This window comes from Rhodococcus sp. WB9 (genome assembly GCF_007558985.1).
GTDB lineage: Bacteria > Actinomycetota > Actinomycetes > Mycobacteriales > Mycobacteriaceae > Rhodococcus_F > Rhodococcus_F opacus.
In genome coordinates this window covers 461,372-487,536 of record NZ_CP041769.1, presented here as the reverse complement: position 1 = coordinate 487,536, position 26,165 = coordinate 461,372, and the positions used below count along the sequence as shown (strand labels likewise).

At 67.8% G+C, this 26,165-nt stretch carries 27 protein-coding genes and 1 pseudogene; 15 read left to right on the top strand and 13 right to left on the bottom strand.

The features are described 5' to 3' along the window. Positions 1-31: 31 nt before the first annotated feature. Both FND50_RS02400 and FND50_RS02395 read right to left on the bottom strand, forming a co-directional pair. A complete protein-coding gene (locus FND50_RS02400; RefSeq protein WP_206033090.1) occupies positions 32-739 on the bottom strand; it encodes a glycerophosphodiester phosphodiesterase family protein in 708 nt (235 codons plus the stop codon). A 53-nt stretch (positions 740-792) separates the two neighbouring features. Continuing rightward, positions 793-1,779: a DUF4328 domain-containing protein gene (locus tag FND50_RS02395; RefSeq protein ID WP_144284641.1), complete on the bottom strand. Its 987-nt coding sequence runs from the start codon at positions 1,777-1,779 to the stop codon at positions 793-795. 456 nt (positions 1,780-2,235) lie between these two features. Here FND50_RS02395 and FND50_RS02385 point away from each other — a divergent pair, with 456 nt between their 5' ends. Beyond that, a complete protein-coding gene (locus tag FND50_RS02385) occupies positions 2,236-4,017 on the top strand; it encodes a hypothetical protein (protein ID WP_144284640.1) in 1,782 nt (593 codons plus the stop codon). Here the strand turns inward: FND50_RS02385 and FND50_RS02380 are convergent, their stop codons facing one another. After that, a complete protein-coding gene (locus FND50_RS02380) occupies positions 4,018-4,884 on the bottom strand; it encodes a S49 family peptidase (RefSeq protein ID WP_005248879.1) in 867 nt (288 codons plus the stop codon). 41 nt (positions 4,885-4,925) lie between these two features. Between FND50_RS02380 and FND50_RS02375 the strand changes: the two genes are divergently transcribed. Then, complete coding sequence (locus tag FND50_RS02375; protein WP_144284639.1) at positions 4,926-5,855, top strand: LLM class F420-dependent oxidoreductase; 930 nt, start codon at positions 4,926-4,928, stop codon at positions 5,853-5,855. Here the strand turns inward: FND50_RS02375 and FND50_RS02370 are convergent. After that, positions 5,852-6,049, bottom strand: a pseudogene (locus FND50_RS02370) (RidA family protein); the annotation flags it as partial. The gene FND50_RS02375 and the pseudogene FND50_RS02370 sit on opposite strands and share 4 nt — an antisense overlap. Before the next feature lie 41 nt (positions 6,050-6,090). Here FND50_RS02370 and FND50_RS02365 point away from each other — a divergent pair. After that, positions 6,091-6,375, top strand: a complete 285-nt coding sequence (locus tag FND50_RS02365) for a DUF3303 domain-containing protein (RefSeq protein ID WP_144284638.1) — start codon at positions 6,091-6,093, stop codon at positions 6,373-6,375. Between the two features lie 6 nt (positions 6,376-6,381). Here the strand turns inward: FND50_RS02365 and FND50_RS02360 are convergent, their stop codons facing one another. Together FND50_RS02360 and FND50_RS02355 are read right to left on the bottom strand one after the other, a co-directional pair. Beyond that, entirely contained in the window at positions 6,382-6,975 is a 594-nt protein-coding gene (locus FND50_RS02360) for a hypothetical protein (RefSeq protein WP_144284637.1), read from the bottom strand. A gap of 108 nt (positions 6,976-7,083) precedes the next feature. Beyond that, entirely contained in the window at positions 7,084-8,025 is a 942-nt protein-coding gene (locus tag FND50_RS02355; protein ID WP_144284636.1) for an AraC family transcriptional regulator, read from the bottom strand. Between the two features lie 81 nt (positions 8,026-8,106). Between FND50_RS02355 and FND50_RS02350 the strand changes: the two genes are divergently transcribed. Both FND50_RS02350 and FND50_RS02345 read left to right on the top strand, forming a co-directional pair. Next, positions 8,107-8,937, top strand: a complete 831-nt coding sequence (locus tag FND50_RS02350) for an NmrA family transcriptional regulator (RefSeq protein ID WP_144284635.1) — start codon at positions 8,107-8,109, stop codon at positions 8,935-8,937. Positions 8,938-8,939: 2 nt separating this feature from the next. After that, the gene (locus FND50_RS02345) at positions 8,940-9,407 is read left to right on the top strand and encodes a DUF1772 domain-containing protein (RefSeq protein WP_005260482.1); all 468 of its coding nucleotides are present in this window, start codon (positions 8,940-8,942) and stop codon (positions 9,405-9,407) included. 9 nt (positions 9,408-9,416) lie between these two features. Here the strand turns inward: FND50_RS02345 and msrA are convergent, their stop codons facing one another. Then, positions 9,417-10,127, bottom strand: coding sequence for a peptide-methionine (S)-S-oxide reductase MsrA (gene msrA, locus FND50_RS02340; RefSeq protein ID WP_095868420.1), 711 nt, complete (start codon positions 10,125-10,127; stop codon positions 9,417-9,419). Next, positions 10,087-11,280 carry an acyltransferase gene (locus FND50_RS02335; RefSeq protein WP_144284634.1) on the bottom strand — a complete coding sequence of 398 codons (1,194 nt, stop codon included), beginning with the start codon at positions 11,278-11,280 and terminating at the stop codon, positions 10,087-10,089. The genes msrA and FND50_RS02335 overlap by 41 nt, the downstream gene beginning before the upstream one ends. A 258-nt stretch (positions 11,281-11,538) precedes the next feature. On the opposite strand from FND50_RS02335, the gene FND50_RS02325 reads away from it, so the two are divergent. Together FND50_RS02325 and FND50_RS02320 are read left to right on the top strand one after the other, a co-directional pair. Continuing rightward, a complete protein-coding gene (locus FND50_RS02325) occupies positions 11,539-12,162 on the top strand; it encodes a superoxide dismutase (RefSeq protein ID WP_005260485.1) in 624 nt (207 codons plus the stop codon). Positions 12,163-12,278: 116 nt separating this feature from the next. Further along, positions 12,279-13,718, top strand: a complete 1,440-nt coding sequence (locus FND50_RS02320) for an amidase (protein WP_144284633.1) — start codon at positions 12,279-12,281, stop codon at positions 13,716-13,718. Between the two features lie 3 nt (positions 13,719-13,721). Here the strand turns inward: FND50_RS02320 and FND50_RS02315 are convergent, their stop codons facing one another. The 4 genes from FND50_RS02315 to FND50_RS02300 all read right to left on the bottom strand — a co-directional run bounded on the left by FND50_RS02315 (position 13,722) and on the right by FND50_RS02300 (position 18,140). Then, on the bottom strand, positions 13,722-15,071 hold the full coding sequence (locus FND50_RS02315) for a hypothetical protein (RefSeq protein WP_144284632.1): 1,350 nt from the start codon (positions 15,069-15,071) through the stop codon (positions 13,722-13,724). Between the two features lie 65 nt (positions 15,072-15,136). Next, positions 15,137-16,612 (bottom strand): CotH kinase family protein, encoded by a 1,476-nt coding sequence (locus tag FND50_RS02310; RefSeq protein WP_144284631.1) that lies wholly within the window; start codon positions 16,610-16,612, stop codon positions 15,137-15,139. Continuing rightward, positions 16,612-17,289, bottom strand: a complete 678-nt coding sequence (locus FND50_RS02305) for a DUF4956 domain-containing protein (RefSeq protein ID WP_144284630.1) — start codon at positions 17,287-17,289, stop codon at positions 16,612-16,614. Before FND50_RS02305 ends, FND50_RS02310 begins: the two co-directional genes overlap by 1 nt. After that, positions 17,286-18,140 (bottom strand): polyphosphate polymerase domain-containing protein, encoded by an 855-nt coding sequence (locus FND50_RS02300; RefSeq protein ID WP_144284629.1) that lies wholly within the window; start codon positions 18,138-18,140, stop codon positions 17,286-17,288. The genes FND50_RS02305 and FND50_RS02300 overlap by 4 nt, the downstream gene beginning before the upstream one ends. A gap of 255 nt (positions 18,141-18,395) precedes the next feature. On the opposite strand from FND50_RS02300, the gene FND50_RS02295 reads away from it, so the two are divergent. The 5 genes from FND50_RS02295 to FND50_RS02275 all read left to right on the top strand — a co-directional run bounded on the left by FND50_RS02295 (position 18,396) and on the right by FND50_RS02275 (position 23,469). After that, complete coding sequence (locus tag FND50_RS02295; protein WP_087561244.1) at positions 18,396-18,923, top strand: peptidase; 528 nt, start codon at positions 18,396-18,398, stop codon at positions 18,921-18,923. Positions 18,924-19,204: 281 nt separating this feature from the next. Beyond that, positions 19,205-19,906, top strand: a complete 702-nt coding sequence (locus FND50_RS02290) for a TMEM165/GDT1 family protein (RefSeq protein ID WP_144284628.1) — start codon at positions 19,205-19,207, stop codon at positions 19,904-19,906. Positions 19,907-19,989: 83 nt separating this feature from the next. Next, on the top strand, positions 19,990-21,666 hold the full coding sequence (locus FND50_RS02285) for an FAD-dependent oxidoreductase (protein WP_144284627.1): 1,677 nt from the start codon (positions 19,990-19,992) through the stop codon (positions 21,664-21,666). Between the two features lie 14 nt (positions 21,667-21,680). Continuing rightward, positions 21,681-23,129, top strand: a complete 1,449-nt coding sequence (locus FND50_RS02280) for an ATP-binding protein (protein ID WP_144284626.1) — start codon at positions 21,681-21,683, stop codon at positions 23,127-23,129. Further along, positions 23,122-23,469, top strand: a complete 348-nt coding sequence (locus FND50_RS02275) for a UBP-type zinc finger domain-containing protein (protein WP_144284625.1) — start codon at positions 23,122-23,124, stop codon at positions 23,467-23,469. The genes FND50_RS02280 and FND50_RS02275 overlap by 8 nt, the downstream gene beginning before the upstream one ends. A 10-nt stretch (positions 23,470-23,479) precedes the next feature. On the opposite strand, the gene FND50_RS02270 is transcribed toward FND50_RS02275, so the two are convergent. Further along, complete coding sequence (locus FND50_RS02270; protein WP_144284624.1) at positions 23,480-23,827, bottom strand: hypothetical protein; 348 nt, start codon at positions 23,825-23,827, stop codon at positions 23,480-23,482. 168 nt (positions 23,828-23,995) lie between these two features. On the opposite strand from FND50_RS02270, the gene FND50_RS02265 reads away from it, so the two are divergent. The 3 genes from FND50_RS02265 (at position 23,996) to FND50_RS36625 (ending at position 26,042) form a co-directional block, all read left to right on the top strand. After that, positions 23,996-24,763 carry an SDR family NAD(P)-dependent oxidoreductase gene (locus tag FND50_RS02265; protein ID WP_065488603.1) on the top strand — a complete coding sequence of 256 codons (768 nt, stop codon included), beginning with the start codon at positions 23,996-23,998 and terminating at the stop codon, positions 24,761-24,763. A gap of 84 nt (positions 24,764-24,847) precedes the next feature. Beyond that, positions 24,848-25,477, top strand: a complete 630-nt coding sequence (locus tag FND50_RS02260) for a class I SAM-dependent methyltransferase (RefSeq protein ID WP_144284623.1) — start codon at positions 24,848-24,850, stop codon at positions 25,475-25,477. Positions 25,478-25,655: 178 nt separating this feature from the next. Beyond that, positions 25,656-26,042, top strand: coding sequence for a hypothetical protein (locus FND50_RS36625; RefSeq protein ID WP_260850882.1), 387 nt, complete (start codon positions 25,656-25,658; stop codon positions 26,040-26,042). The last annotated feature ends 123 nt before the right edge of the window (positions 26,043-26,165 follow it).

The following is a 26,165-nucleotide window of genomic DNA, read 5'->3' as shown; positions in this document are numbered from 1 at the left end:
CGCCAAAACCTACACGCCGACGCCGGTCCGGTCAGGACGCCAGCCACTTCTTGGTGCGGCCGGGGTGGTTGGTGGCCACCCAGCTGACCCCGAGTTCGCGGCACAGTTCGACGTCGCTGCGGTTGTCGACGGTCCAGCAGTACGTGGCGCGTCCCGCCGCGGCGGCCTTGTCGACCATGTCCGGGTGTTCGTGCAGCGTCTTCACCGACGGACCGACCGCGGTGGCGCCGACGGTGGTCGCGGCTCCCCCACCGAGGTACCGGGCGGATTCTCCGAGCAGCACGGTCGGGAGCATCGGCGCCGACCGGCGGATCCGCCACACCGCTCCGGCGGAGAACGACATCACGACCGCGCGGGAGTGGTCGGCGGACGGCGGTGCGGCGATGCCGAAGCGTTGCAGTTCGGCGAGCACTTTGCTCTCGACCAGGCCACCGAACCGCACAGGATGCTTGGTTTCGATGAAGAGTTTCACCGGGCGCGCCGACCAGTCCAGGGTGAGCGCGATCAGCGCACTCAGCTCGAGGAGTTCGGCCGGCTCGTCTTCCGTGCCGTAGTTGAACTCCGCCAGCTCCTCGAGGGTCATCTCGCTGACGACGCCGGCTCCGGTGGACGTCCGGTCGACGGTGCGGTCGTGGACGCACACGAGGTGGCCGTCCCGGGTGAGCCGCACGTCGCATTCGAGCCCGTCCGCGCCCTCTTCCAGCGCCAGCTCGTACGCGGCAAGCGTGTGTTCCGGCATGGCCGCGGATGCGCCGCGGTGCGCCACCACCAAGGGTCCGCGCCGGTCGGGGCTCACGGCGCGACGGCTTCCCGATCGCCGGCCTCGGACGTCTTCTCCGCGGGCTTCTCCGCGTCCGTCTGCGGCGGCGGCGGACCGGTGGCGATCACCCAGCGGGTGACGGGTTCCTTCGCCCCCTTCAGTGTCCGGCCCTCGAGCCGCCGGAGCACCATCAGTGCGAGTACGGCGGTCGCGGAGGCGACCAGCGCCGTGAAGGCGGCCAGCAGGACACTGTCCGCCATGGCCTGCAGACCCGGCCTGGAGCGCCAGAACCAGTTGAAGACGACAAGCACGGCCCCGAAGATCCACAGGCTCCACCAGGCGCGGACCAGCAGGACCGCGCGGGGGTCGCGGCGGATCACCTCGAGCAGGTACACACCCGGCATCACCAGGTTCAGGCCCGGCACCGCGCAACCGACGATCACCTCGGTGGGGGTGCGCGGGTCGGACGTCTTGGCCCGGGCGAACGTGCGGCGCCGCATCCGCAGCAACCAGCACACTCCGCCGATCCCCGACAGCAGTGCGAGGAGCATTCCGCCGGCCTGGCCGAGGAACACCGCGATGTCGGACACGGCGAGCAGGGTGGGATCGATCAGCCGGGTCCGGTTGCGGAGGAGGACGGCGTATCGGCCCAGTTCGGCGATCACGGCGAAGGCGTACAGACCGGCGGTGAGGGTGAGGAAGGAGGCCGTCTTGCCGGCGAGCAGTTCCGGCCAGTCGCGGCGCGCGGAGGGTGATTCGACGTGATCGTGGAGTCCCCAGCGGGGGATCTCGGTGTAGTGCGGGGTGGGGCCGGCCGTCGGCGCCTCGGCCGCGAGACCGCTGCGGCGCAGCGGGGATCGCGCGATCCAGCGGAATCCCCGGCTCGCGGGTGGTTGGTGCTGGTCGGTGCGGACGGGGGCGAGCAGCACGCCGTGGCAACGCGGGCACCACTGCGCCGGGGAGCCGAGGACCGGCCACCGAGCCGCGCATCGCGCGCACACCTGAACGACGACGCTCATGCCCTCCGCACCCACTTCACATTGCCGATTCTGTCACGCCCCGCGCATGCGGGCAGCCCACGACCGAATCGTCCTTTTTGGGGAGAATGTGTGAGCTGCACCACGAGAAATGCCGAGTTATCCACAGTTTCCACAGGTTCATACACAGTTATGGATAGTGTGAGTAGTGCTCATACACAGGTCAGAGCGCATGCGAATCCGCGATTGTTGACAGCTTCGGATGAACGGTCCACAACGGTGGATGAACTTGACATCGCAGCTCGGTGAACAACCGGACTCGGTGACCGACGGCTCGGCCCGGAATTACCCCTCCAGTTCGGATCGCCCGCGAAGCGACCCGAGAACTCCGGACCGGCCGTCGTCTCCCCCACCTGTGCCGGGCGAAAATGTCCCGACACTTGATCTGACGCAGCCCGGCGCGGTTTGGTTCCACCCGATCTGTAATCTCGGAAAACGATGACGGACGACGTCGGATCGCGGTGGCACCTCGGGCCCGCCCGTGTCCTCCAGGTGGCCGCCGCCCTCGTCGTGGTGCAACTTCTCGTGCGGACGTGGGTGGCCGCCCGCAGCGACTTCTACTGGGACGATCTGATCCTTGCCGGACGCGGTGGAAGCCTCCCGCTGCTCTCCGCCGACCTGCTGCTCTACGACCACGACGGTCATCTCATGCCCGGGGCCTTCCTGGTGGCGGGTATCGCGACGCGGGTGGCGCCGTATCAGTGGATCCTGCCGATGCTGACGATGATCGCGTTGCAGGCGGTCGCGTCGTATGCGGTCTTCCGGTTACTTCGCACGATCCTCGGTCCACGACCCGTCCTGCTCGTTCCGCTGGCGATCTACCTGTTCTCTCCGCTGACCGTCCCGGCGTTCGCCTGGTGGGCGGCGGCACTCAACGCACTGCCCCTGCAGATCGCGCTGGCCTGGGTGGCGCGCGACGCCCTCGAACTGTGCCGCACCGGGCGGCGGCGGTACGCGGTGTCGGGCACGCTCGTGCTGATCGCGTCGCTGCTGTTCTTCGAGAAGTCCGTCGTGGTCCCGTTCGCGGCGTTCGCGACCGTGGCTCTGCTCGCGCACGTCGGCGAGCGGGAGCGGCCGGTGCGGTCGACGCTGCGGCGAGGCGCGGCCCTCTGGCTCCCGTCGGCGGCGGTGCTCGCGGTGTGGGCGGCGTTCTACTTCTCCACCGTCGCCTCACAGTGGGAATGGGCGGGTGCGTCGCGCGCGTTCGAATTGTTCCACCACGGCACGTCGCTCGGACTGCTGCCCACGTTCGTGGGTGGGCCGTGGACGTGGGATCGGTGGATTCCGAGTCCCCCGTGGGCCTCCCCGTCGACGGCGCTGGAGGTGGTCGGCTGGGTGGTCCTCGTCGCGGCGGTCGTCGCGACGGTCCGGTCGAAGCGCCGCATCGGCTGGGTGTGGGTCCTCACGGCCGCGTATTTTCTGCTGTCGGTGACCGCGATGGTCGTCACCCGCTGGGGCGCGGACACCACCTACGAACTCGCGCAGACGCTGCGCTACTACACGGACACCGCGGTGATCCTCGCGATCGCCGTCGCGGTGATCGCCCGTGCACCCCGCCGACGCGCCGACCCGGTCCGGGTGCGGCCGCTGGTGTCCGTCGCCGCCGTGGTCGCGTTCGTCGCGAGCAGCCTGTGGTCGACGTACACGTTCACCCGCAGTTGGGAGGAGAACCCGACCACCGCGTACCTCGCGACCGCGCGTGCGTCGCTCGCCGAACGGGATGACGCTCCGATCCTCCAGCAGCCTGCGTCCATCTGGGTGCTGTTGCCGGTGGCGTACCCGAACAACCTGGTGAGCCGGGTCTTCGCCCCGCTGCGCGACCGCCCCGAGTTCTCCGACAGCACCCCCGACCTCCGGATGATCGACGACGCGGGTTCGGTGGTCGACGCCCAGGTCACGTGGGTGCGCGCGATCGATCCCGGACCGGTTCCGGACTGCGGGCACCTGGTCGACCAGCGCAGTTTCGTCCAGCTTCCCCTGGACGGACCGCTGACCGGCTGGGAGTGGACTGCGCAGCTGAACTACATGGCCACCGCGGACGGTGAGATCGCCGTCGCCATGGAGGTCGGCAGCCCGGTGCGGGTGCCGGTGCACCGCGGCCCGAATTCGGTGTTCGTGCGACTCACCGGCGGCGGGCAGAGCGTGCGGGTGAGCACCCTGACCCCGGACCTGTCGCTGTGTATCGGCGCGGGCCCGGTCGGGGTCGTCGTGCCGAAGTAGTTACCGCCCGTACCGCGACCAGGCGACGCGGGCACCGGCCGCGCCGACGATCGCGGCGGCCACGTCGTCCCAGCTCGCAGCGGGCAGCCCGAGCTTCGCGAAGAGGGAGCGGCGCGGCCCGGTCATCTCGAGGGTGGCGTCGGGGAACCGCTTCTCCACCACCTCGCGCAGTGTTCCGATCCCGTCCACGATGCCGAGTTCGACGGCGCGGCGTCCCAGCCAGACGTCGCCGTTGAACAGCTCGGCCCCGTCCGCCTTCAGCTTGTCCCCCCGGCGGCCGACCACCCAGTCGCGAAACTCGTCGTGGATGCCTTCCTGGATCTGTTCGAGCCACTGCACGTCCTCGGACTTCTCGGCGAAGAACGGGTCGAGGCGGGCCTTCGCCTCGCCGGCCGAGTGCAGCCGCCGTTCGATGCCCAGCCGGTCGATCAGTTCGGAGAACCCGAAGCCCGCCGAGATGACACCGACGGAGCCGACCACCGACGTGGCGGTCGCGTAGATCTCGTCGGCCGCGCAGGCCAGCCAGTAGCCGCCGGACGCGACGACGTCCTCGCAGAACGCGAGCACGGGCAGTTCGTGTTCGGTGGCGAGCTGACGGATGCGGGCGGCGATGTATTCGCTCTGCGTCGGCGACCCGCCGGGGCTGTTGATCAACAGCGCCACCGCTTTGGCACCGTGCGTGGTGAACGCGCGTCGCAACGGTTCCTCGACGGATTCCGCGCTCAGCGCCCGCCCGAACCCCGCTCCGCCGGACGCGATCATCCCCTGCAGTCGCACCACCGGCACCACGCCGGCGCCGGAGCCTCCGAACGCGTCGGGCAGCTTGTCGGCCAGCGGTTTCGGCAGGTTCAGTGGGATCTTGGCCATGAAATCAGCGTACCGATCACGGATCGGGCAGAGTGGTTCACATGGAGTTGCGAATCTTTACCGAACCCCAGCAGGGTGCCACCTACGACGATCTTCTGGCGGTGGCGCAGGCCGCCGAACGTTTCGGCTACGGCGCGTTCTTCCGGTCGGATCACTACCTCGCCATGAACACCGAGGGGCTTCCCGGACCGACCGATGCGTGGATCACGCTGGCGGGTCTCGCCCGCGAGACGTCCACGATCCGTCTCGGCACCCTCGTCACGTCCGCGACGTTCCGCTATCCCGGACCGCTGGCGATCTCGGTGGCGCAGGTCGATCAGATGAGCGGTGGCCGCGTCGACCTCGGCATCGGCGCCGGCTGGTACGAGGAGGAGCACCAGGCGTACGGCATTCCGTTCCCGCCGTTGAAGGAGCGGTTCGAGCGGCTAGAGGAGTCCCTCGCCGTGATCACGGGGCTGTGGCGCACTCCGCTCGGTGAGACGTTCTCCTACGACGGGACGCACGTGACGGTCAAGGATTCGCCCGCACTTCCGAAGCCGCGGCAGCCGCAGGGTCCGCCCGTCCTGATCGGCGGCACCGGCAAGAAGAAGACTCCCGCGCTGGCCGCGAAGTACGCGGACGAGTTCAACGTCCCGTTCCAGTCCGTCGACGAGACGCGGGACGTGATCGAACGGGTCCGGCTCGCGTGCAAGGCGATCGATCGCGACCCCACCGAGTTGGTGTACTCCAACGCGCTCGTCCTGTGCTGCGGGCGTACCGAGGAGGAGATCGCGAAACGCGCCACGAGCATCGGACGCGAGGTGAGCGAGCTGCGGGAGAACGGACTCGCCGGGTCGCCCGCCGAGCTCGTCGACAAGATCGGCCGCTACGCCGAGGCGGGGTCGCAGCGGATCTACCTGCAGACCCTCGATCTCGGCGACCTCGACCACCTGGAACTGGTCGCCAGTGAGGTCGTTCCGCAACTGAGCTAGGCAAGCTCGAGTTCGGCGGCCACGACGACCGGAAGATCGAGGGGCAGCGCGGCCACCCCGATCGCCGTCCGGGCGTGGCCGCCGATGTCCGGGCCGAACACGTCGAGCACCACCTCGGAGAACCCGTTGAGCACCGCGGTGGTCTGCTCGTAGCCCGGCTCGGCGTTGACGGATCCCGTGACGGTGAGCCACGCCTTTCCACCGGTGGAATGCTCGAAGTACGACCGGAACGGCCGTGAATGGTGGGTCCGCCGCCGAGAACGAGGAAGCTGCGCGGCGGAGCCTGGAAGTGTTCGCGAGATGGACGCCGGCGGAAGGGGCGACCTTCCATCATTTCCTCGGTCGCCTGGACGGAACCGGGGGATTTGCCTTCGTCGAGGCGGACGACCCGAACGACGTCTTGGACGGCCCGTCGAAATTCGGACCTTTCTTCGAGTTCCATGTCTACCCTGTCGCCGACATCGCCGTCACCACGACGGCTGCGCAGCAGGCGGTCGAGTTGAGGGGCTCGATCAGCTGAGCGGGCTCAGTGCCGGGTGGTCGAATCCAGGAACTGGCGGAGGTCGCGGTCCCACTGCGCGTCGCGCGCGCGGTTCAGGGAGGCCCGGCAGATGAGGAAGCCGGACAGCGCGATCATCATCACCGCGAACCAGGTGAACATCCCGGCGATCACGCCGGCCACTCGTGCCGCGGACGGCGACATCGGTTCGGTGGTGAGGTTGCCGTCGGCGTTGACCCAGACGTCTTCCTTCGTTCCTGAAGGCGTCGCGGGGTCGACGGTGATGTCGGCGTGGCGCGTTTCGTTACCCCACGTCCACTTGGCGGGGGCGGTGTCGACGCCCGACGGTGCGACGTCGGAGGTGACGGACACGCCGGTGGAGTCGGCGAGCGTGGTGGCGGAGACGGTGCGGTAGTCCGCGACCTGCTTCTCCGCCAGCGTCAGCTGACTGTCGATGGTCCGGGCGCCCACGAGGATGGCCAGGGGCAGCATCGCGAACGCGAGCACCACGACGGCGAGGGTGAGCATGTTCTCGATCCGGTCCGAGCGCCGGAGTAGCGGGTTGTGCCGCTGACGGGCCGACCGCTGACGCAGCCCCCGTGCTGGAGAGTTGTTCCACATTCCGGATCCGGTCCTCTCGCCGACAATTCCCTACCATCCAGGGTCGTACGCAAGGCAAACAAGATCAAGTCGATCCGGTGTGTCTTTGGGCACTGTGCCGTAATACACTCATCTGCTCCCCGCCATCTCACGATGCTCCTTGGGGCTCACTCCGCGCACGCGTTTGAACGCCGCACTCAGCGCGAATCCGCTCCCGTACCCCACCCGCTGGGCCACCGACGAGACCGTGGCGTCGGGTTCGCGGAGCAGATCCGCGGCCAGGGACAGCCGCCAGCCGGCGAGGAAAGTCATGGGCGGTTCGCCGACGAGGTCCGTGAACCGTCGCGCGAGGGCAGCCCGCGACAGGCCGGTTTCCGCGGCGAGCGACTGCACGGTCCACTGGCGGGAGGGGTTGTTCTGCAGGATGCGCATTGCCTTGCCGACCACCGGGTCGCTCTGCGCCCGCACCCACGACGGCGCCTCGGCCGCCGGCCGCGCGAACCAGGCGCGCAGCACCGCGATCAGCAGCAGGTCGAGCAGACGGTCGAGCACCGCTTCCTGTCCGGGTTCGTCCCGCACCACTTCGTCGTGCATGAGGGTGACCAGCCGCGAGTCCCAGTCGGCGCGGCGCTGCACGACGAGTTCCGGGAGCGCGGTCAGCAGTCGCATGCTGATCTCGCCCGGGGTCTGGTACGTCCCGGTCAGCATCACCGTGCGGCCGTCCGCACTGTTTCCCCAGGTGCGCACCCCGAGGTCCATCGCCTCGGCGAGCGGTTCCCCGCGGAGCGTCGTGCAGCTCTGGTCGGGGTTGATGATCACGTGCGGCGGGGTGTCCGGATGGTCGGCGACGACGTACCGCTCGGGTCCGCGGACGATCGCGACGTCACCCTCGGTGAGCTGCACCGGCTCGCCGGTGTGCGGGAGGATCCACGCTTCACCCCGGCCCATCGCGACGAGGCTGAGCGGCGCGTGGTCGTCGATCTGCAGCGACCACGGCGGTTCCATGATCGAGCGGAGCACGAACGCGCCTGCGGCGCGGGGACCACTGATGAGACCGGCGAGGGGATCCACACATCCAGCGTAGACGCTCGCGTATGGATCAGCGCGTTTCAACCATGGAAAGTCTCGAGGTCGCCGTCTTGACTGAAAGACATGACAACGACACCGCACACACTCGTCCTCACCGGCACCGGCAAGGTCGGCAGCCGCGTCCTCGCCCGGCTCGCCGCCGCGGACGTACCCGCTCGGGGCGGCTCCCGCTCCGGCCGCCCCCCGTTCGACTGGGAGAACAGGGACACGTGGCGGCCGGCGCTGGACGGAATCACCTCGGTGTACATCGCCTACTACCCGGATCTCGCGGTGCCGGGAGCGGCGGAGGTCGTCGAGGAGTTCGCGGGCCTGGCCGTCGCGAACGGCGCCCGGCGACTCGTCCTGCTCTCCGGTCGCGGCGAAACCGAGGCCGAGCGCAGCGAACTCGCGATCCGCAAGGCGGGAGCGGAGTGGACGATCCTGCGGTCCAGTTGGTTCAGCCAGAATTTCAGCGAGAGTTTCATGCTCGACTCACTGCTCGCGGGCGACCTCGCACTGCCCGTCGATGAGCGCGTGCTCGAACCCTTCGTCGACGCCGACGATCTCGCCGAGATTGGCGTCGCCGCACTGACCGGGGAGGGCCACGCCGGCGAACTCTATGAACTGACCGGACCGCGGGTGTTGTCGTTCGGTGACGCCGTCGCCGAGATCGCGGAGGCAACGGGTCGCGAAATCCGGTACACACCAATCACTTCGGAAGAGTATTCGACGGCCCTGGCCGGGCAGGGGGTACCGTCCGACGCGATCGGCCTGCTCACCTACCTGTTCGACGAAGTGCTGGACGGGCGCAACGCATCACTCACCGACGGGGTGGAACGCGCTCTGGGGCGCGCGCCCCGCGACTTCACCGACTATGTCCACGCCGCAGCAGCTGCCGGTGTCTGGAGGGTCTGACCATGGAGCGCTATCTGACGATCGTCACGGCGGTGGGCGCCGGCGTGGTGGGCGGCGTGATGTTCGCGTTCTCCACGTTCATCATGACCGGACTCGGTCGGCTGGAGCCGGCCCAGGGCATCGCGGCGATGCAGGCGATCAACCGCGAGGCGCCGAACTTCTGGTTCATGACCGCGTTGTTCGGCACCGCACTGACATCGATCGTGCTCGCGGTCGTCAGCGTGGTGCGGCACGACGGTTCGGCCGTCTACGCGGTAATCGCCTGCGTGCTGTATCTCGTGGGAATCGCCCTGACCGTCGTCTACCACGTGCCTCACAACAACGCGCTGGACGCGATCGATCCCACCGCGGCCGACTCGGCGGCGTACTGGCGCGACTACGTGTCGGGATGGACCGGGTGGAACCACGTGCGCACCGTCAGCGCCATCGCGGCGTCCGCGGTGCTCACGTGGTCCGCGACCCGCGGTTGAGACCGGGGGCTACGAGGGCGGCAGGATGTCGGTCTGCGCCGGCACCTCGTCCTGCTTCAGCAGCCCGACCGGGCAGCTGACGCCGGTGGCGTGCACTGGGCAGTAACCGCCGGGGTTCTTCGCGAGGTACTGCTGGTGGTAGTCCTCGGCGTAGTAGAACTGCGTGAGCGGGGCGATCTCCGTGGTGATCGCCCCGTATCCGGCTTCGGCGAGCCTCTTCTCGAACGCCTCACCGGTGGCCTCGGCGATCTCCACCTGCTGTTCGTCGATCGTGTAGATGGCCGAACGGTACTGCGTTCCCTGGTCGTTGCCCTGACGCATGCCCTGCGTGGGGTCGTGGTTCTCCCAGAACTCCTTGAGGATCTCGGCGTACGAGATCACCTTCGGATCGAAGACCACGAGCACGACCTCGGTGTGTCCGGTGCGACCGGAGCACGTCTCCTCGTAGGTGGGGTTGGGCGTGTAGCCGCCGGCGTATCCCACCGCGGTGGTGTAGACGCCGTCGAGTTGCCAGAACTCCTTCTCCGCGCCCCAGAAACATCCCATGCCCAGCACCGCCGTCTGCATGCCCTCGGGGAACGGGGGTTGCAGGGGGTGACCGTTGACGAAGTGCATCGCCGGAACGGGAATCGGCTGACTGCGACCGGGGAGGGCATCCTCGGCGGTGACCATCACGGATTTAGCGGCTGCTCGACCCAGAAGCTCGTCGTACCAAGACATGATTCGATGGTACGCGCGGTGCCGGAGTGGTCTCCTGGGCGAGCGCCGAGTGCGCCCGCATCCGCTCGACGCGCGCGGTCACCCACCCCGTGGCGGGGACCTCCACCCACCGGTACAGCGCCTCCGACACCAGCGCCGTCACCACGAGGAATGCGATCACCGCCCCGGTCTCGCCGAACGAGCCGACCGTGTGCTCGTACACGCGGTAGAGGATCAGCGTGTGGACGAGGTAGATCGCGTAACTGCGCGTCGCGGTCCAGCGCACGACGGCCCAGTGCGCCGCGGGACCGTCGTATCGGCCCACCAGCACGACGCACGCGGTGACGACGGCGAACGTCCAGAGGTAGTGATCGCCCGCCCAGTACACGCGGAAGTCGGTGGCGAGGCGGATGACCTCGACCTGGGCCAGACCGGCGACGACGACCCACCGGCAGTCCGCGAGCCGTGCCCAGCCGAGGTAGATGATCTGCCCGAGGAACACGGCGGGCAGCGTCGCGGCGATCTTGGAGAGCATCGGGACCGTGTACGGCTGCGGCGCGTACAAGTTGTAGAGCAGGATCAGCGCGCAGAGCGCGGCACCGGCCATCGGCATCGCGATGGGCAGGGTGCGCAGAACGGGGCGCGCGGCCACGCAGGCGAAGTAGAAGAAGATCTGCACGGCGAGGGTCCACGTGACCCCGAGAACCGCCACTTCGGGTTTGAGGAAGAAACCGCCGAGCACGAAACTCAGGGCGGCGTCGACATTCGACACCCCGTCCTGGCCGCTGAACATGCCGTTGATGCCGAGGCGGACCAGCACGATCGCGGCGAGAACGGCCACCCAGAATGCGGGCAGGATTCGTCCGAGCCGGTTGACCAGAAATTGTCCGGGCTCATGACGAATGGCCGAACGGGTGATCAACACCCCGGTCAGCATCATGAAGACGGCGACCCCGAGAAAGGACAGATGCTGGTTGAGACCGCCCCGCTCAATGAGGATTTGGTAGACGACGTCGATGAACCACCATCCGGTTCCGAGGTCGTCGATCAGATAGAACGAAATGTGCGAGTAGATCACGGCCAGAACTGCGAAAAAGCGGAGCAGGTTCGCGCCCGTGAGCTCCACACGCGGCGCGGCCGCGTGCGAATCTGCAACAGGTATCAGCGAAGGCATCGCGTCAGCTTAAGGTGCCGTTCACCGCTCGGACGAATTCTCACGACATCCAGTGTCACCGCGACAGCCTTTTTTCGGGTGCCCGAACTTTCCTGTGCGGGAATTGCCCCCGGGAGACCCGGTGTTGCGGAGGGTGTACCAATGAGATTGGGTATATACCCGAGAACGGTTTAGAGAAGGCGGGTGTGTGACGCGTGATCACACGAAGTCTGCACCCGGAAGAATCAGGGCTCGCACGCCCACAAAGAAGGGACCCTCGTGTCTGAATACACGCTGCCGGAACTCCCCTACGACTACGCAGCTCTCGAGCCGCACATCTCCGGCAAGATCATGGAACTGCACCACGACAAGCACCACGCGACCTACGTGAAGGCCGCCAACACCGCCCTCGAGAAGATGGCCGAGGCCCGTGAGGACGGCACGATCGCCGACAAGGCGCTCCTTCTCTCCCGCAACCTCGCCTTCAACCTCGGTGGCCACACCAACCACTCCATCTTCTGGAAGAACCTGTCCCCGAACGGCGGCGACAAGCCCACCGGCGACCTGGCTGCCGCCATCGACGACCAGTTCGGGTCCTTCGACAAGTTCCAGGCCCACTTCACCGGTGTCGCTACCACCATCCAGGGCTCCGGATGGGCTCTGCTCGGCTACGACACCATCGGCCAGCGCCTGGTGATCGAGCAGATGACGGACCAGCACGGCAACATCACCGCCGCGATCATTCCCGTCGTCATGCTCGACATGTGGGAGCACGCCTTCTACCTCGACTACCAGAACGTGAAGCCGGACTACGTCAAGGCTTGGTGGAACATCGTGAACTGGGCGGACGCACAGGAGCGCTTCGACCGTGCCCGCACCCAGGGTGCCGGCCTCATCGGCTAGTCACACTCCTCGTTCCCGAGCGCACAGAACGCCGTCATCGGCGCTTCTGTGCGCTTGTGCTCGTTTCGGGTCCGGAATTCCATCCGAGCAGGCCGAGCGTCCAATAGGCTTCGGAAGTGACCGAGTTCAGCAACCCCGCCCGGGACGACACCGTCGTCCACGCCTTCCGTGACGACGCGCTCGGCGACCTCGACGCCACCGGCCTCGCGGCACGGATCGCCGCCGGGGAGGTGTCGGTCCGCGAGGTAACAGAGGCGGCGATCGCACGCGCCGAGTCGGTCGGACCCGCCCTGAACGCCCTGGCGTTCGCCGACTTCGACCGTGCTCTGACGGAGGCGGACCGCCCGCACGAGGGTGTCTTCGCGGGAGTGCCGACCGTCGTCAAGGACAACGTCGACGTCGCCGGCCTGCCCACGCAGCACGGCAGCGTCGCCTTCGCCGCGCAGCCCGCCCGGGTCGACAGCGACTTCGTCACGCAGTACCTGTCCACAGGTGTTCTCTCGCTGGGGAAGAGCCGGCTCCCCGAGTTCGGGTTCAGCGCGTCCACCGAGTTCATGGACGCCGAGGCCGTGCACAATCCGTGGAATCTCGCGTTCTCGCCGGGAGCGTCCTCGGGTGGTTCGGCCGCACTCGTCGCTTCGGGCGTCGTGCCGATCGCGCACGCCAACGACGGTGGCGGATCCATCCGCATACCCGCGGCCGCGTGTGGGCTCGTCGGCCTGAAACCGTCCCGTGGGCGGACGGTCCCCGACGCCATGGACAAGACGCTGCCGATCCGGATCATCGCGCAGGGCGCCGTCACCCGCTCGGTGCGGGACACCGCACGGTGGATGGCGGCCGCCGAACGCTACTACCGCAATCCGGCACTGCCACCCATCCGGTTGGTCGAGGGGCCGAGCAGCACCCGGCTGAAGGTCGGGGTGGTGGTCGACTCGGTCACCGTGTCCCGCACGGACGACGAGACCCGCAAGTCGGTCCACGCGACCGCCGATCTGCTGGCGGACCTCGGGCATCACGTCGAGGAGTGCCCGATGCCGGTGAACTCCTCGTTCGTCGAGGACTTCTGCATCTACTGGGGGTTCCTGTCGTTCGTCATCTCCAGCAACGGCAAGCGGATGCTCGGACCGGACTTCGACCGCGACGCCACGGACAATCTGACGCGCGGACTCGCCGCGATGTACCGCAAGAACATCGCGAAGACTCCCCGGGTGCTCTACCGGTTGCGGCGCACGTACCGTGAATACGCGCAGATCTTCCAGAAGTACGACGTGATCCTGTCGCCCACCCTGGCCCACACGACGCCGGAGCTCGGATATCTTTCGCCGACACAGAGTTTCGAGGAGTTGTTCGACAAGCTGATCGCCTACACGGCGTTCACGCCGTTGAACAACGCGTCGGGCGGACCGGCCATCTCGCTGCCGATGCACGAGACGTCCCGCGGCCTGCCGCTGGCGTCGCACTTCTCCGCCGACCACGGCGACGAGCGGACTCTGCTCGAGCTGGCGTTCGAGCTCGAGCAGGCCACGCCGTGGCGTCGTATCCAGGACGCCCGCTGACGGTCAGGCCCTGCGCCGCAAACCCATCCACACCACGGCGCCCGCCAGCAGCACCGTCGTGATCCCGAACCCAACGGCGAGGTGCTCGGCGGTCAAGACCGGCGACGACGCGGACAGCGTGCGGGTCACCGCAACCGGTTCGGCGAGCACCGTCGCCAACTGGTTCTGCTGAGCGGCCGTGCGCACCGGCATCGCCGCGACACCGTTGTTGAGGTCGGCGGACAGCTGCCCGGACAACGTCTTCAGCTTTGCGAACCCGTCGACGATCTGCGAGGTGGCGCCTTCGAGCATCTCCGGTGCCTGATCGGCGATCGGGACGATGCCGTCGTTCAGTTGCTGCGCCCCGCTGCTCAGCTGATTGCTGGCGTCGGTCAGCTGACCCATCGCGACACGGACGAGTTCGCCCAGATCCGTGTCGGGGCCGACGCCTCCGCCCAGCAGACCGGGCACCGAACCCAGCTGCGAGGAGAACAGACCGAGGTCGGCACTGACCTGACGGAGCGACGGGACCACGTCCGATGCAACGGGAGTGGCGTCGAGAACGCGGATCGCCTCGTCGATTCTGGTACGCATCCGGGTGGCGCTGTCGTTCGCCTCGCCCAGCGTCAGTCCCAGCGCGCTCAACCGGTCCGCGAGATCGTTGGCCGTCCCCGACGTCTGGTCGACCACGCCCGCCACCTGGTCGGCGACGCCCAGCAGTTGCACCGAGCCGGAACGCGCCGTCTCGAGATACGGGAGCAGAGTGTCGGCCCCCTCCGTGAGCTGTTGCGCCGCATCGTCCGCCGCGGCCGTCCCGGCTGCGAGGAACCCGGCCGTCATTCCCGCCTGCTGGAACCGCGTCCGCGACGAGGACATGTCCGCCAGCAGATCCGTGATGCCGTCCGCGCCGATCTGGGAGGACACCACTCCGGAGAGTTCCTCGGACGCACCGGTGTCGGAACCTGCGACGTCGAGGTCGAGGGTCGCCTGCCGCGGCTTCGCGCCCCACACCGAGGACACCGCCTCGCTGAAGTCCTCGGGCACGGTCACCGTGGCGAACCAGTCGCCGCCCGTCGCCGCGTCCGCGTCGACCACCTGCCAGTCGAAGGCCTCGTTCGCCTCGAGCTTGTCGATCAGGGTGTCGCTCGCACGCACCGGTTTTCCGTCCACGGTCGCGCCGGCGTCGGTGTTGACGATCGCCACGGTCCGGCTGTCTGCCGCGCTGTCACCGAGGAACAGGTAACCGAGTCCCCCCGCGGACGCCAGCACCGAGCCGGCCAGGGCGGCCGCGGCGACGCGCCGCGAAGTGAGGACCTTTCGCGTCGACTCGGTTCGGGCGTGATTCGCGGAGTTCCGTGCGCGCTCAGAGGTCATTCCGGTGAGGATAGGTGGCATTCGTAGCGGCAGATTGTGACGATTCTGAGGATTCTCTGAGACCTCTACCCGGCGACGATCACCTCGTTCGCGGCCAGCGCGTCCGCGCGGGCCTGCAACCGCGCACGCAGGGTCTCGACTTCCGATGTGAGTTTCTCGGCGCCGAGCCCGTCGGACAGCGGTACGGCCCGCGTGATCTCGTCGAGGATCTCGACCGCCCGGCCACTGCCGAACAGTTGCCGGTAGAGATCGCGGTACGCGTCCTCGTAGACGCTCGTGAACGCCTCCGAGGCCAGGAACCGCTCCTTCAGCGCGTTCCCGCCACCTCCGCCGGGCATGCCACCACCGGGCCCGGCGCCGCCTGGATCTGCACCGCCCGGCCCGGCTCCGCCGCCCATCCCGATCGAGTCGTGCGGGCCCGCATCACTGTTGCCGCTCAGCGCGAGGTTGAGATCCCAGGACACGACGGAGATCTTCTTCGTCTCGAGGTCGTACCAGAGGTAGTAGTTCTTGCCCGGGCCCGCCATGTCGTCGCTGTTGACCAGCAGATTCTGGGTCGCGACGTACCGGGCGAAGGATTCGACGTCCACCCGGTCGGCGAGTTCGGCGTCGAACTGCTCGTCGGACGCATCGTCCAGCCATTTCAGTAACGAGATGATCGGCTGCAGATCCTGCGCGCCTTCCGCGTTGATCTGGTCGAATTGCTCCGCGTAGGTGGTCTGGTCGTCACCCTGATACGTGAAACTCGAGTTGGCGTCGGCCTTGTAGAGGACGCCGTCGCTGTCGAACAACGAGTTCGCATACCCCTCGTCCGGGTGCTCGAGAACGAGCCGGGTCTGCGTCGGCGACCCGTTCACGGAGTACGTGGTGTAGGCGTATCGCTGGGTGGGCTGGCCGGATTCGGCGGTCGACGACAGTGACACCGCCTCGTTCAGCACGGGCGAACCCGGCCGGACCGACAGCTGTGTCATCCCCTGGTACGCCCGCCCCGCCACGTACTTGTCGAAGCTGATCAGCAGCGGCAGCGACGCCGGGTCCTCGGCCGACAGCGTGACCATGCCGCCCGGCCCGCCTTCGCCCCTGCCCTCCGGCATCGCCGTTCCCACCGGAGGTTTTATTTCTTCCGGGATACCGCGTTTCCCGCCGCCGGGACCGCCGGTGCCGCGGAGCCCCATCAGGGTCGAGTTGCCCTTCAGCCGCACCCCGACGTCCGTGACGAGGGTGCCGTCGATCGTGATGTCTGCGGTGATCCACTTCTTCTCGCCCTCGTCCCGGTAGGCGGCGATCATGTCGTCGTAATCGGATTGCGAGAACTCGATGCTCACGTCGTGTGCGGTCTCCGCGTCGAAGAAATCGACCGACCCGGCGACGTTCTCGGTGATGCGGGAGGCGATCACCGTCGTGTCACCGGTGATGTATGGACGCACCCGCGCCTGACCGAACACGCCGACCGTCACCGCCACGAACGCGAGGAAGCCGGCGAGGATCTTCCAGTGCCGGCGGACCGGGATCGGCAGCCGGTGAACGAGTCTGCGGCGCATCAGATGTCGGTTTGGTCGTAACCGGTGAGAACGGTGACCCGCTGGCCGGTGTTGACCCCACTGAGCGCCGAGATGAGTTCCGCCGGTTTACGGCCCGGCTTCAGCTGCGCCGTGTAGTACAGCTCGGTGAGCGCACCCGACCGCACCGATTCCGTGCTCACCAACTCGAACTCCTTCGTGTAGTCGATCAGCACGTCCTCCACGAGGGCGGTGTAGCCCGACTCGGGCGGAACCTGCACCTTCACCACCTGCCGCTGCACGTCCAGCTTGAACATGTCGAACCGGCTCATCAGGACGAGCACGAGGCAGATCGCGACGGTGGCGGCGACGGCCAGCACGTAGAACCGGGTGCCCGTCGTCATGCCGATGGCCATCACCAGGAAGATGAACCCGACGTCGCGAGTCTCCTTGATCGCGTTGCGGAATCGCACCACCGACAGCGCGCCGACGAGCGCGAACGCGCGGGCGATGTTGGAACCCACCACCAGCATGATCAGGGTGATCACCATGCCGACCATTACGAGGGTCTGGACGTAGGACTGGCTGTAGGAGACGTTCTTGTGCGTCAGGCGATAGACGTATCCGATGATCGCCGACAACACGAACGACAACGCGAGCGAGACGACGATGTCGAACGTCGAGAACGCTCCACTGAGATCCTGGAGATCGAAATTCATGACAGGGTTCCTGTTTTCGCGGGGGTGCGGCCACGGTCGGCCGGGGCCGGGAAGAGCTCGTCGGGGATGTGCATGCGGGATCGGGGCGCAAGCCCGAAGGCCTCCACGCTCTGGCAGTACTTCGAGACCCGGACCACCGACATGTCCAGTCGCGCAGTGAGATCGGTGACCCAGTAGGGCACCCGCTCGTTGGCCTTGATCTCGACGATGCACAGGTGCGGCGGAATGATGAAGCGGTTTTCCGCCGGCGCCGCGAAGTGGAAGTCGCGGTCGCGACCGTGCACCCGATGGTCGATCGTGACGCGCAGGCCCAGATCGGCCCCCGTACCGACGAACGCTTCACGCAGGTACCCGGTGGTGACGGTCGGGCACAGGTCGAGGTTGCCGACGAGCGTCGTCACCTCGTTCACGAACGGCCCGGCCGAGACGTCGTGGTCGATCGGCTGTCGTGCGTCGCACAACCGCATGGCATGCGAGTAACGCAGCTGGATCCGGCGTTTCTGCGTGACCCGATTGACGCGCTGCTTGATCTCCACGTAGACGGGGGTCTCCCCGGTGGCCTCCGCGGGAGGCCCGTACAGCCGCACCCGCAGTTTGCGGCGAAACTTCAGGCCCTCGATCTTCTCCCAGTAGAAGCGCAGATTCTGGGTGTCGTAGTACAAGCTGGTCACAGGGTATCCGCCCACCGGCGAGAATTCGTCGGACGCCATGTGCCCCGAGAGCGCTTCGCGAAGGCGTGGAACGTCCGACTCGTGGGCGAGGTACTTGATCTCGTATCTGTTGAACGCGTGCAGCGCGCTGGCGGTCTTCAGGTATCCGGACGCTTCCGGTTCGGGCGCGGACGATCCCATACTTTCAGCCTTTCGTCGGTGGGCTCTCCCACCTCAGCCGCCGCACCTCGAGTAAACCTGCAGTAAAGCTGGCAGTTTTCTGTACGGCGGACCGTCAGATGCCGTTCATCCGTGAGTGGAATAGCGTTCACCCGGGCCGGTTAGCACTCACATGCTCTTGTGTGCCAGGCACTGTCGGGCGCATTCTTCAAGTACCCAACGAGGTGTGCAGAACCAGTCGTGTTCGCAGCGTGTCATCACACCGAGGAGGCAGAGATGAACAGGGACGGCTACATCGGCATCTCGCCCTTCCAGGCCGCGGGTACTTTGCGGGGATTCGTCATTTCCGGCCGCTGGCCCGACACCACCAAGGAGTGGGCTCAGCTCTTGGCGCTCGCCGTGCGGGTGGCGTGCGTTCCGGGGCTGCTCCACACCACCACGGTCTTCGGCGCGCACGAGGACCTGCCGGAGGAACCCGAACCCGAGACGGTCGGTCTCGTGGTCGCCGAGGGCACCGTCCTCGGGGAGTTCGCGCTCGCTCCGGGCCGGTTCGCCGATCATCTGCCGCCGGCGCTGATGATGCTGCACCCGCCGTCCGAGACCACGCCGTCGCTCCCCGAGTGCGCGGGTGCGGCCTCGGGCTGCGTCCTGCTGCCGGGCCTGCCCCACCTGGGGCTGGAACACCGGGCGGCGTGGGTGGAGGCCGAGGCGGACGGGACGGTGACGTCGATGGTCAGCCGGGTGGGCATCGACCCGATCAGCGACCCCGACACCGCCGTTTTGGCCATGCTGCTGGCCTCGTGAGGGTACCCGAAGTTTGAGCCCCTGGGACCCCAAACTTCTTGTCGCTTTTGCCTTTTCGTTGAACCCTCGCTAACGTGGGCGTCGACGAAGGGGAGTAGCCCCCAATCGCCTGTGTCGACATACTGGCGCGGCAATCTCGCATCGTGAGGTTCCGGGCCCGGCCTGGCGGACCGGTTTCGATACCGGTGGGCGAGACCTTCGGCCGACAGACGCATCGTCGCGTCTGCCAGGCCGGAGGAATCCATCCCATCCTCCGACCCACTACTGGAGGAGGATTTGTCGTGCTGACCGCCGCACTGCTGAGTTTCGGCGTGATCTTCGTCGCCGAACTGGGAGACAAATCCCAGCTGATGGCGATGACGTTCGCCCTGCGGTACCGCTGGTGGGTCGTGATCGCCGGCATCACCGTCGCGACCACCGTGGTCCACCTGGTGTCCGTGGCCGTCGGCCACTACCTCGGCGTCGCGCTGCCGACCGCGGCGATCAGCATCGTCGGCGGCGCCGCGTTCCTGATCTTCGGCGCGTGGACGCTGCGCGGCGACAACCTCACCGAAGACGAACAGCTCAAGGCGGGCCGTGCCACCCGCTCCGCGTTCCTGGCCGTCACGTCCGCGTTCTTCCTCGCCGAACTCGGCGACAAGACGATGCTGGCCACCATCACCCTCGCCACCGACCACGACACGATCGGCGTGTGGATCGGCTCGACGGTCGGCATGGTGGCGGCCGACGCCCTGGCCATCGTCGTCGGCGCCGTACTCGGCAAGCACCTGCCCGAGAGTGTCATCCGCATCGGCGCGGCTGTGCTGTTCTTCGCGTTCGGCATCTGGTTGCTGCTCGAGGGTCTGCTGCCCGGCAACCCCGCGGGCCCGATCGCCGGCGCCGCGGTCGTCGTGGTGGCATTGGCCGGGGCCGCGGTCCGCGCCGTCTGGTCGCGTCGGCGCAGCGTCCCCGCGGAGAGCGCACCGATGCAGCACCAGGACTGAATCCCGGTCGACAAAGGCGCGCCCCGGGGCAATACTCGGAGCCCAGGAGTACCTCGCAGTTCTGTGCGGACGAGAGGGCGTGCGTGAACAATCCCGTAGCGAGCGGCAAGCCGGCGATCCTCACCGTCGACGACGATCCGGGGGTCTCCCGCGCCGTCGCCCGCGACCTTCGGCGCCGATACGGCGAGCGGTACCGCATCATCCGCGCCGAATCCGGCGAGTCGGCGCTCGATGCGATGAAGCAGATGAAGCTGCGGGGAGATCCCGTCGCCGCGATCCTCGCCGACTACCGCATGCCGGCGATGAGCGGAATCGAGTTCCTCGAGAAGGCCATGGATCTGTACCCGTCGGCGCGCCGCGTGCTGCTCACCGCGTACGCCGACACGGATGCGGCCATCGAGGCGATCAACGTCATCGACCTCGACCACTACCTGCTCAAACCGTGGGATCCGCCCGAGGAGAAGCTGTACCCGGTGGTCGACACGCTGCTCGAAGCGTGGGCGTCGTCCGATCACCACCCCGCCGAGGAGACGAAGGTCGTGGGCCACCGCTGGGCGCCGCGGTCGTCGGAAGTGCGCGAGTTCCTGGCCCGCAACCAGTTGTCGTACCGCTGGTACATGTCGGACGAGCCGGAGGGCGGCCGGTTGCTCAGCGCCGCCGGGGAGGACGGCCGCCGCCTGCCGGTGGTGATCTGCGCCGACGGCGAATGCCTCGTGGAGCCGTCCGACACCGAACTCGGCAGGCGTCTCGGTCTCCGGACCGACCCGTCGGAGAACTTCTACGACCTCGTGGTCGTCGGCGGCGGACCGGCCGGTCTCGGCGCCGCCGTGTACGGCGCCTCGGAGGGATTGCGCACCGCCCTGATCGAGCGGACGGCGACCGGTGGGCAGGCGGGTCAGAGCTCACGGATCGAGAACTATCTCGGATTCCCCGACGGCGTGTCCGGCGCCCAGCTGGCCGAGCGGGCCCGCAGGCAGGCAACCCGGTTCGGGGCGGAACTGATCACCACCCGCGACGTCGTGGCGCTCGAGGTCAACGGGTCGGCACGCACCGTCCGGTTCGCGGACGGCGACACCATCGACGCGCACACCGTCATCCTGGCGACCGGTGTCTCCTACCGGCGTCATCCGGCGCCCGGGGTCGACGACCTCACCGGGCGCGGCGTCTACTACGGCTCCGCCGTCACCGAGGCCGCCCGCTGCACCGACCAGGACGTGTACATCGTCGGCGGGGCCAACTCCGCCGGGCAGGCGGCGGTGTACCTGTCGCGGGGCGCCCGCTCGGTGACCATCGTGGTGCGGGCGCAGTCGCTCGAGGATTCGATGTCTTACTACCTCGTCCAGCAGATCGAACGGAACCCGCGCATCCACGTGCGGCCGTGCACCGAGGTGATCGGCGTCGAGGGCGAGGGCCATCTCGAGAAGGTCCGGCTGCGCAACAACGCGACCGGGCACGAGGACAACGTCGACGCCGGGTTCCTGTTCCTGTTCATCGGCGCCGCACCGCGCACCGAATGGCTCGACGGCGTCGTCGCGCGGGACGAGAACGGGTTCGTCCTGTCCGGCCCCGACCTGGTCGTCGACGGGAAGCCACCGAGCGGCTGGCCCCTCGACCGTCTCCCCCACCACCTCGAGACGAGCGTCCCGGGGATCTTCGCGGCCGGCGACGTGCGGTCCGAGTCGGCGAAGCGGGTGGCGTCGGCGGTCGGGGAAGGCGCCATGGCCGTGATGCTCGTCCACCGCTACATCGGCCAACCGTGATCGGGGGCAGACCCATGACCCACATCCCGTGCAAACCGCCCGAGCTGAGGACGCTGTTCCTCTTCGAGCACCTCACCGATCACCAACTCGACCAGCTCTGCGAGAACGGGCACGTCGAGCTGATCGAGCCCGGACCGGTATACGCGGAGGGTGAGATCGCGACGTGCTTCTACGTGCTGATCGAGGGCGAGATCGTACTGAGCAAGCTGTCCGGCGGCGAGGAGATCGAGTTCAACCGGACGTCCCAGCGCGGCGTGTACGCCGGTGCCTGGCAGTCGTACCTCGGTGACCGTGCCCCCCAGACGTACACCGCGTCGATGCGGATCACCGCCCCGTCGAAGTTCTTCGTCCTCGACGCCGACCGGTTCGGGGAGCTGATGCGCGAGTGGTTTCCGATGGCCGTGCACCTCCTGGAAGGGCTGTTCTTCGGTAACCAGAACGCCAAACAGGTCGTCGACCAGAGGGAGCGTCTCCTCGCGCTGGGTTCGCTGTCCGCGGGTCTCACCCACGAACTCAACAACCCGGCGGCCGCCGCGGTCCGGGCGACGGCGTCGCTGCGCGACCGGGTGTCGCACATGCGGCAGAAACTGGGTGTCATCGCGTCGGGCGTGTACGACCGGCAGGCGCTCGCCACGTTGATCCGACTGCAGGAGGAGGCCGCCGAACTGGTGGCGAAGGCGCCGACGCTCACTCCGCTCGAGGCCTCCGACCGCGAGGACGAACTCGGCGACTGGTTCGACGACCACGGCGTCTCGGGCGGCTGGGACCTGGCGCCTACGTTCGTGCAGGCCGGTCTCGACGTGCCGTGGCTCGAGCGGATCGCGGCCTCCGTCGACGACGAGACGATGGTCGAGAGCGCGATCCGCTGGCTCAACTACACCCTCGAGACCGAACTGCTGATGAACGAGATCGCCGACTCCACCGCCCGGGTCTCCACGCTCGTGAACGCCGCCAAGCAGTACTCGCAGATGGACCGCGCCCCGTACCAGCGCGTCGACCTGCGGGAACTCCTCGACAGCTCGCTGGTGATGCTCGGCCGCAAGATCGGCGACTCCGTCACGGTGGTGAAGGAGTACGACCCCACGCTGCCGCAGATCCCCGCCTACGCCGCGGAACTCAACCAGGTGTGGACCAACCTCATCGACAACGCCGTCGCCGCGATGGACGGCCACGGCACCCTCACCGTCCGCACCCGGCGCGACGGCGACATGGCCCTCATCGAGATCGGCGACACCGGACCCGGAGTGCCCGAAGAGATCCGGTCGCGCATCTTCGAACCGTTCTTCACCACGAAACCCGTCGGCGAGGGAACGGGGCTCGGCCTCGACATCTCCTGGCGCATCGTCGTGAAGAAGCACCGCGGCGACCTGCGCGTGGAATCCGAACCGGGCGACACCCGGTTCCAGGTGCGCATTCCGATCGAACCCGAAGTCGTATCAGCAGAAGGAGTCTCAGATGGGTGAGCTGGACGGAATCGACCCGAGCGTGCCGCCGAGCGGAGACGGGTGCGTGGACTGCGACAGCGCCGGCGGGTGGTGGGTGCATCTGCGGCGCTGCGCGCAGTGCGGGCACATCGGGTGCTGTGACTCCTCACCGGCGCAGCACGCCACCAAGCACGCCGCCCAGACCGGGCACCCCGTGGTGCGGAGCTTCGAGCCCGGTGAGCTCTGGTTCTGGAACTATGCCACCGAAATCGCATTCGAAGGCCCGGAACTTGCTCCGCCGCAACACCATCCGCTCGACCAGGCCGTTCCCGGACCCGCGGATCGCGTTCCGCCGGACTGGCAGGCGAAGATTCACTGAACTCGAGCAGTCAGAATTGCCCGAGACGGTGTGCCGTCGCCGCGTCCTGCTCGTCGTACCGCGCGAGCGCCGCTTCGAAATTCGCCTTCAGGTCCAGGGCGTAGCGTTCGTGCGCCGCGAACGTCCCCGCCGCCGAGTTCTCGATTGCGACACCCGGGCCGCCGATCGCCGTCGCCCGGAACCGCGCAGCCAGTTCCGCCGCCGACCGCAGATGGGTTTCGCCGAGACCGAAGCTCTCGGGCGCGAGTTCACGATGCGCTCGCTCGCGCAGGTCCTGCATGTCGGCCGCCAACACCTCGCACGCGGCGATGCACCGCACCAACGCGTCGCGGTCCACTTCGAGCCGGTCCTCGCTCATCCGTCCCCCTACGGTCCTGCGCGTCCCCTGATCCGCGCGAGAAGACAAACTACCCGCTCCCCCGCCCGTGACGTTTCCCTCGCCTCTGCCGTCACACCGAGCGGGCGTTATGGTGCAGGTCACCAGGGTCGGCCAACGGAGGTCGCCGGGAAAGTAAGGATGCGAACTGTGGAAATTCAGGGAACCGCCGCACTGGTCACCGGAGCGGCCTCGGGCCTCGGCGCCGCCACCGCCAAGCGTCTCGCCGCCGCCGGAGCCACCGTGTTCGGACTCGACCTGCAGCAGTCCATCGAGCGCGCCGGCGACAACGTCCCCGACGGCGTGACCCTCCTCGCCACCGACGTCACCAGCGGCGACGAGGTCCAGGCCGCGATCGAGAAGATCGTCGAGTCGGGTCTGCCGCTGCGCATCGTCGTCAACTGCGCAGGCGTCGGCTGGGCCGGCCGCATCCTGTCGAAGAAGGGCCCGCACGACCTCGAACTGTTCCGCACCGTCATCACGGTCAACCTACTCGGCACGTTCAATGTGATGCGCCTCGCCGCGGACGCCATCGCCAAGACCGACACCGTCGACGAGTCCGGGCAGCGCGGCGTCATCATCAACACCGCGTCCGTCGCCGCGTTCGAGGGCCAGATCGGCCAGATCGCCTACTCCGCATCCAAGGGCGGCGTGCACGGCATGACCGTTCCCGCCGCCCGCGACCTCGCGCAGTTCGGCATCCGCGTCAACACCATCGCCCCCGGCATCATCGACACCCCGATGCTCGCCGGCGTCACCGACGAATACCGCAAGGGCCTCGAAGCCGGCGTCCCGTTCCCCTCCCGTCTCGGGCAGCCCGCCGAGTACGCCCAGCTCGCTCAGATGATCGTCGAACACGACTACCTCAACGGTGAGACCATTCGTATGGACGGCGCTCTGCGCATGGCGCCGCGGTAGGCGGCTCCGCCGCCCGTGCGCCTTTCTGGTTGCTCCAGCTACCACAAAGGCGCACGGGGCGCGAAGCGCCCTAGGAGGGCTGAAATGGGTTTCTACTCGGACCAGGTCGTTCCCCGGCTCGTCAACGTCAGCTGCGGGGTGAAGTTCACCGAGCCGTCGCGGCGACGCGTCTGCGCCGGTCTGCACGGGCGCGTGGTGGAGATCGGATTCGGGTCGGGTCTCAACGTCCCGTTCTACCCGGCCGCCGTCGACTCGGTGAGCGCCGTCGACCCCGCCGACCTCGGCTGGAAGCTGGCGCGCAAGCGGCTGGCGGCGTCGACGACACCGGTCGAGCGGTCCGGCCTGGACGGCCAATCGCTCCCCTTCCCGGACAACAGTTTCGACACCGCACTGTCCACCTGGACGATGTGCACCATCCCCGACGCCGACGCCGCACTGCACGAGATCCGACGCGTCCTGAAACCGGGCGGCACACTGCATTTCGTCGAGCACGGTCTCGCCCCGGACGAGAACGTCCAGCGGTGGCAGCACCGGCTCGAGCCCATCCAGAAAACCGTGGCCGGTGGTTGCCACCTCACCCGCGACATTCCCACCCTTGTGACGAACGCCGGTTTCGAAATCCGAGACCTCGATCGCTTCTACGAGAAATCCACACCGAAGATCGTCGGCGCCTTCTCCCTGGGGGTTGCGGCTTCGCCGCCCGTGCGCGGTTGAGGAGTCCAGCGACTCGCGGGGCACGCACGGGACGCTAGGCTGCGCTCGATTTCCCGCCTCGTCGGCCAGCCCGTGCAAGGTTCCCCCCAGCCGTTCGAGCTCGTCCAGATCAGCTATCGTCAGCCGACCGGTTCGTCGTCGCGTACACGAACGCCACCGGCGAGTGGAGCGGTGAAGCATGAGCCTCACGCGCACCCAGATCGAATCCTGGAACCCCGCGACTCTGACCGAGATCGGTGATGCGTGGATCACCCTCGGCAGCAAGGTCGAAGATCTCTTCACCCGATACGTCGACGGCGTGACCAGGGTCAACGACGCCTACTGGGAGGGTAAGACCGCCGAAGCCGCCCAGAACAGGGCGAACGCCGACAAGAAGACGGCGCTTGTCGTCGTGGATCAACTGGAAGCACTGGCCAACCGTGCGAAGCAGGGTTTCCACGACGTCGACGCACCCCTGCAGCGTGCGCGGATGGCGATCGTGGCCGCCGAGTCTGCGGGCTTCCGCGTAGCCGACGACCTGACTGTCACCGACCCCGGGACCCCGATCCCGACAACGATCGCGTGAACGAAATGACGGGGTGGCAACGCGACATCGCCGACGCCGCGTCGGCGACGGAAACTGCCGACGCAACCGTCCGGGATGCATTCGCTTCCGCTCGCGAGGGGCTGCGGGAAACGCTCACCTCCG

Excerpts from the sequence above, each read along its gene's own strand:
- FND50_RS02400 (WP_206033090.1), bottom strand. The coding sequence starts at position 739 with ATGCCGGAACACACGCTTGCCGCGTACGAGCTGGCGCTGGAAGAGGGC.
- FND50_RS02395 (WP_144284641.1), bottom strand. The coding sequence starts at position 1,779 with ATGAGCGTCGTCGTTCAGGTGTGCGCGCGATGCGCGGCTCGGTGGCCG.
- FND50_RS02385 (WP_144284640.1), top strand. The coding sequence starts at position 2,236 with ATGACGGACGACGTCGGATCGCGGTGGCACCTCGGGCCCGCCCGTGTC.
- FND50_RS02380 (WP_005248879.1), bottom strand. The coding sequence starts at position 4,884 with ATGGCCAAGATCCCACTGAACCTGCCGAAACCGCTGGCCGACAAGCTG.
- FND50_RS02375 (WP_144284639.1), top strand. The coding sequence starts at position 4,926 with ATGGAGTTGCGAATCTTTACCGAACCCCAGCAGGGTGCCACCTACGAC.
- FND50_RS02360 (WP_144284637.1), bottom strand. The coding sequence starts at position 6,975 with ATGTGGAACAACTCTCCAGCACGGGGGCTGCGTCAGCGGTCGGCCCGT.
- FND50_RS02350 (WP_144284635.1), top strand. The coding sequence starts at position 8,107 with ATGACAACGACACCGCACACACTCGTCCTCACCGGCACCGGCAAGGTC.
- FND50_RS02345 (WP_005260482.1), top strand. The coding sequence starts at position 8,940 with ATGGAGCGCTATCTGACGATCGTCACGGCGGTGGGCGCCGGCGTGGTG.
- msrA (WP_095868420.1), bottom strand. The coding sequence starts at position 10,127 with ATGTCTTGGTACGACGAGCTTCTGGGTCGAGCAGCCGCTAAATCCGTG.
- FND50_RS02335 (WP_144284634.1), bottom strand. The coding sequence starts at position 11,280 with ATGCCTTCGCTGATACCTGTTGCAGATTCGCACGCGGCCGCGCCGCGT.
- FND50_RS02315 (WP_144284632.1), bottom strand. The coding sequence starts at position 15,071 with ATGACCTCTGAGCGCGCACGGAACTCCGCGAATCACGCCCGAACCGAG.
- FND50_RS02310 (WP_144284631.1), bottom strand. The coding sequence starts at position 16,612 with ATGCGCCGCAGACTCGTTCACCGGCTGCCGATCCCGGTCCGCCGGCAC.
- FND50_RS02305 (WP_144284630.1), bottom strand. The coding sequence starts at position 17,289 with ATGAATTTCGATCTCCAGGATCTCAGTGGAGCGTTCTCGACGTTCGAC.
- FND50_RS02300 (WP_144284629.1), bottom strand. The coding sequence starts at position 18,140 with ATGGGATCGTCCGCGCCCGAACCGGAAGCGTCCGGATACCTGAAGACC.
- FND50_RS02295 (WP_087561244.1), top strand. The coding sequence starts at position 18,396 with ATGAACAGGGACGGCTACATCGGCATCTCGCCCTTCCAGGCCGCGGGT.
- FND50_RS02280 (WP_144284626.1), top strand. The coding sequence starts at position 21,681 with ATGACCCACATCCCGTGCAAACCGCCCGAGCTGAGGACGCTGTTCCTC.
- FND50_RS02275 (WP_144284625.1), top strand. The coding sequence starts at position 23,122 with ATGGGTGAGCTGGACGGAATCGACCCGAGCGTGCCGCCGAGCGGAGAC.
- FND50_RS02270 (WP_144284624.1), bottom strand. The coding sequence starts at position 23,827 with ATGAGCGAGGACCGGCTCGAAGTGGACCGCGACGCGTTGGTGCGGTGC.
- FND50_RS02260 (WP_144284623.1), top strand. The coding sequence starts at position 24,848 with ATGGGTTTCTACTCGGACCAGGTCGTTCCCCGGCTCGTCAACGTCAGC.
- FND50_RS36625 (WP_260850882.1), top strand. The coding sequence starts at position 25,656 with ATGAGCCTCACGCGCACCCAGATCGAATCCTGGAACCCCGCGACTCTG.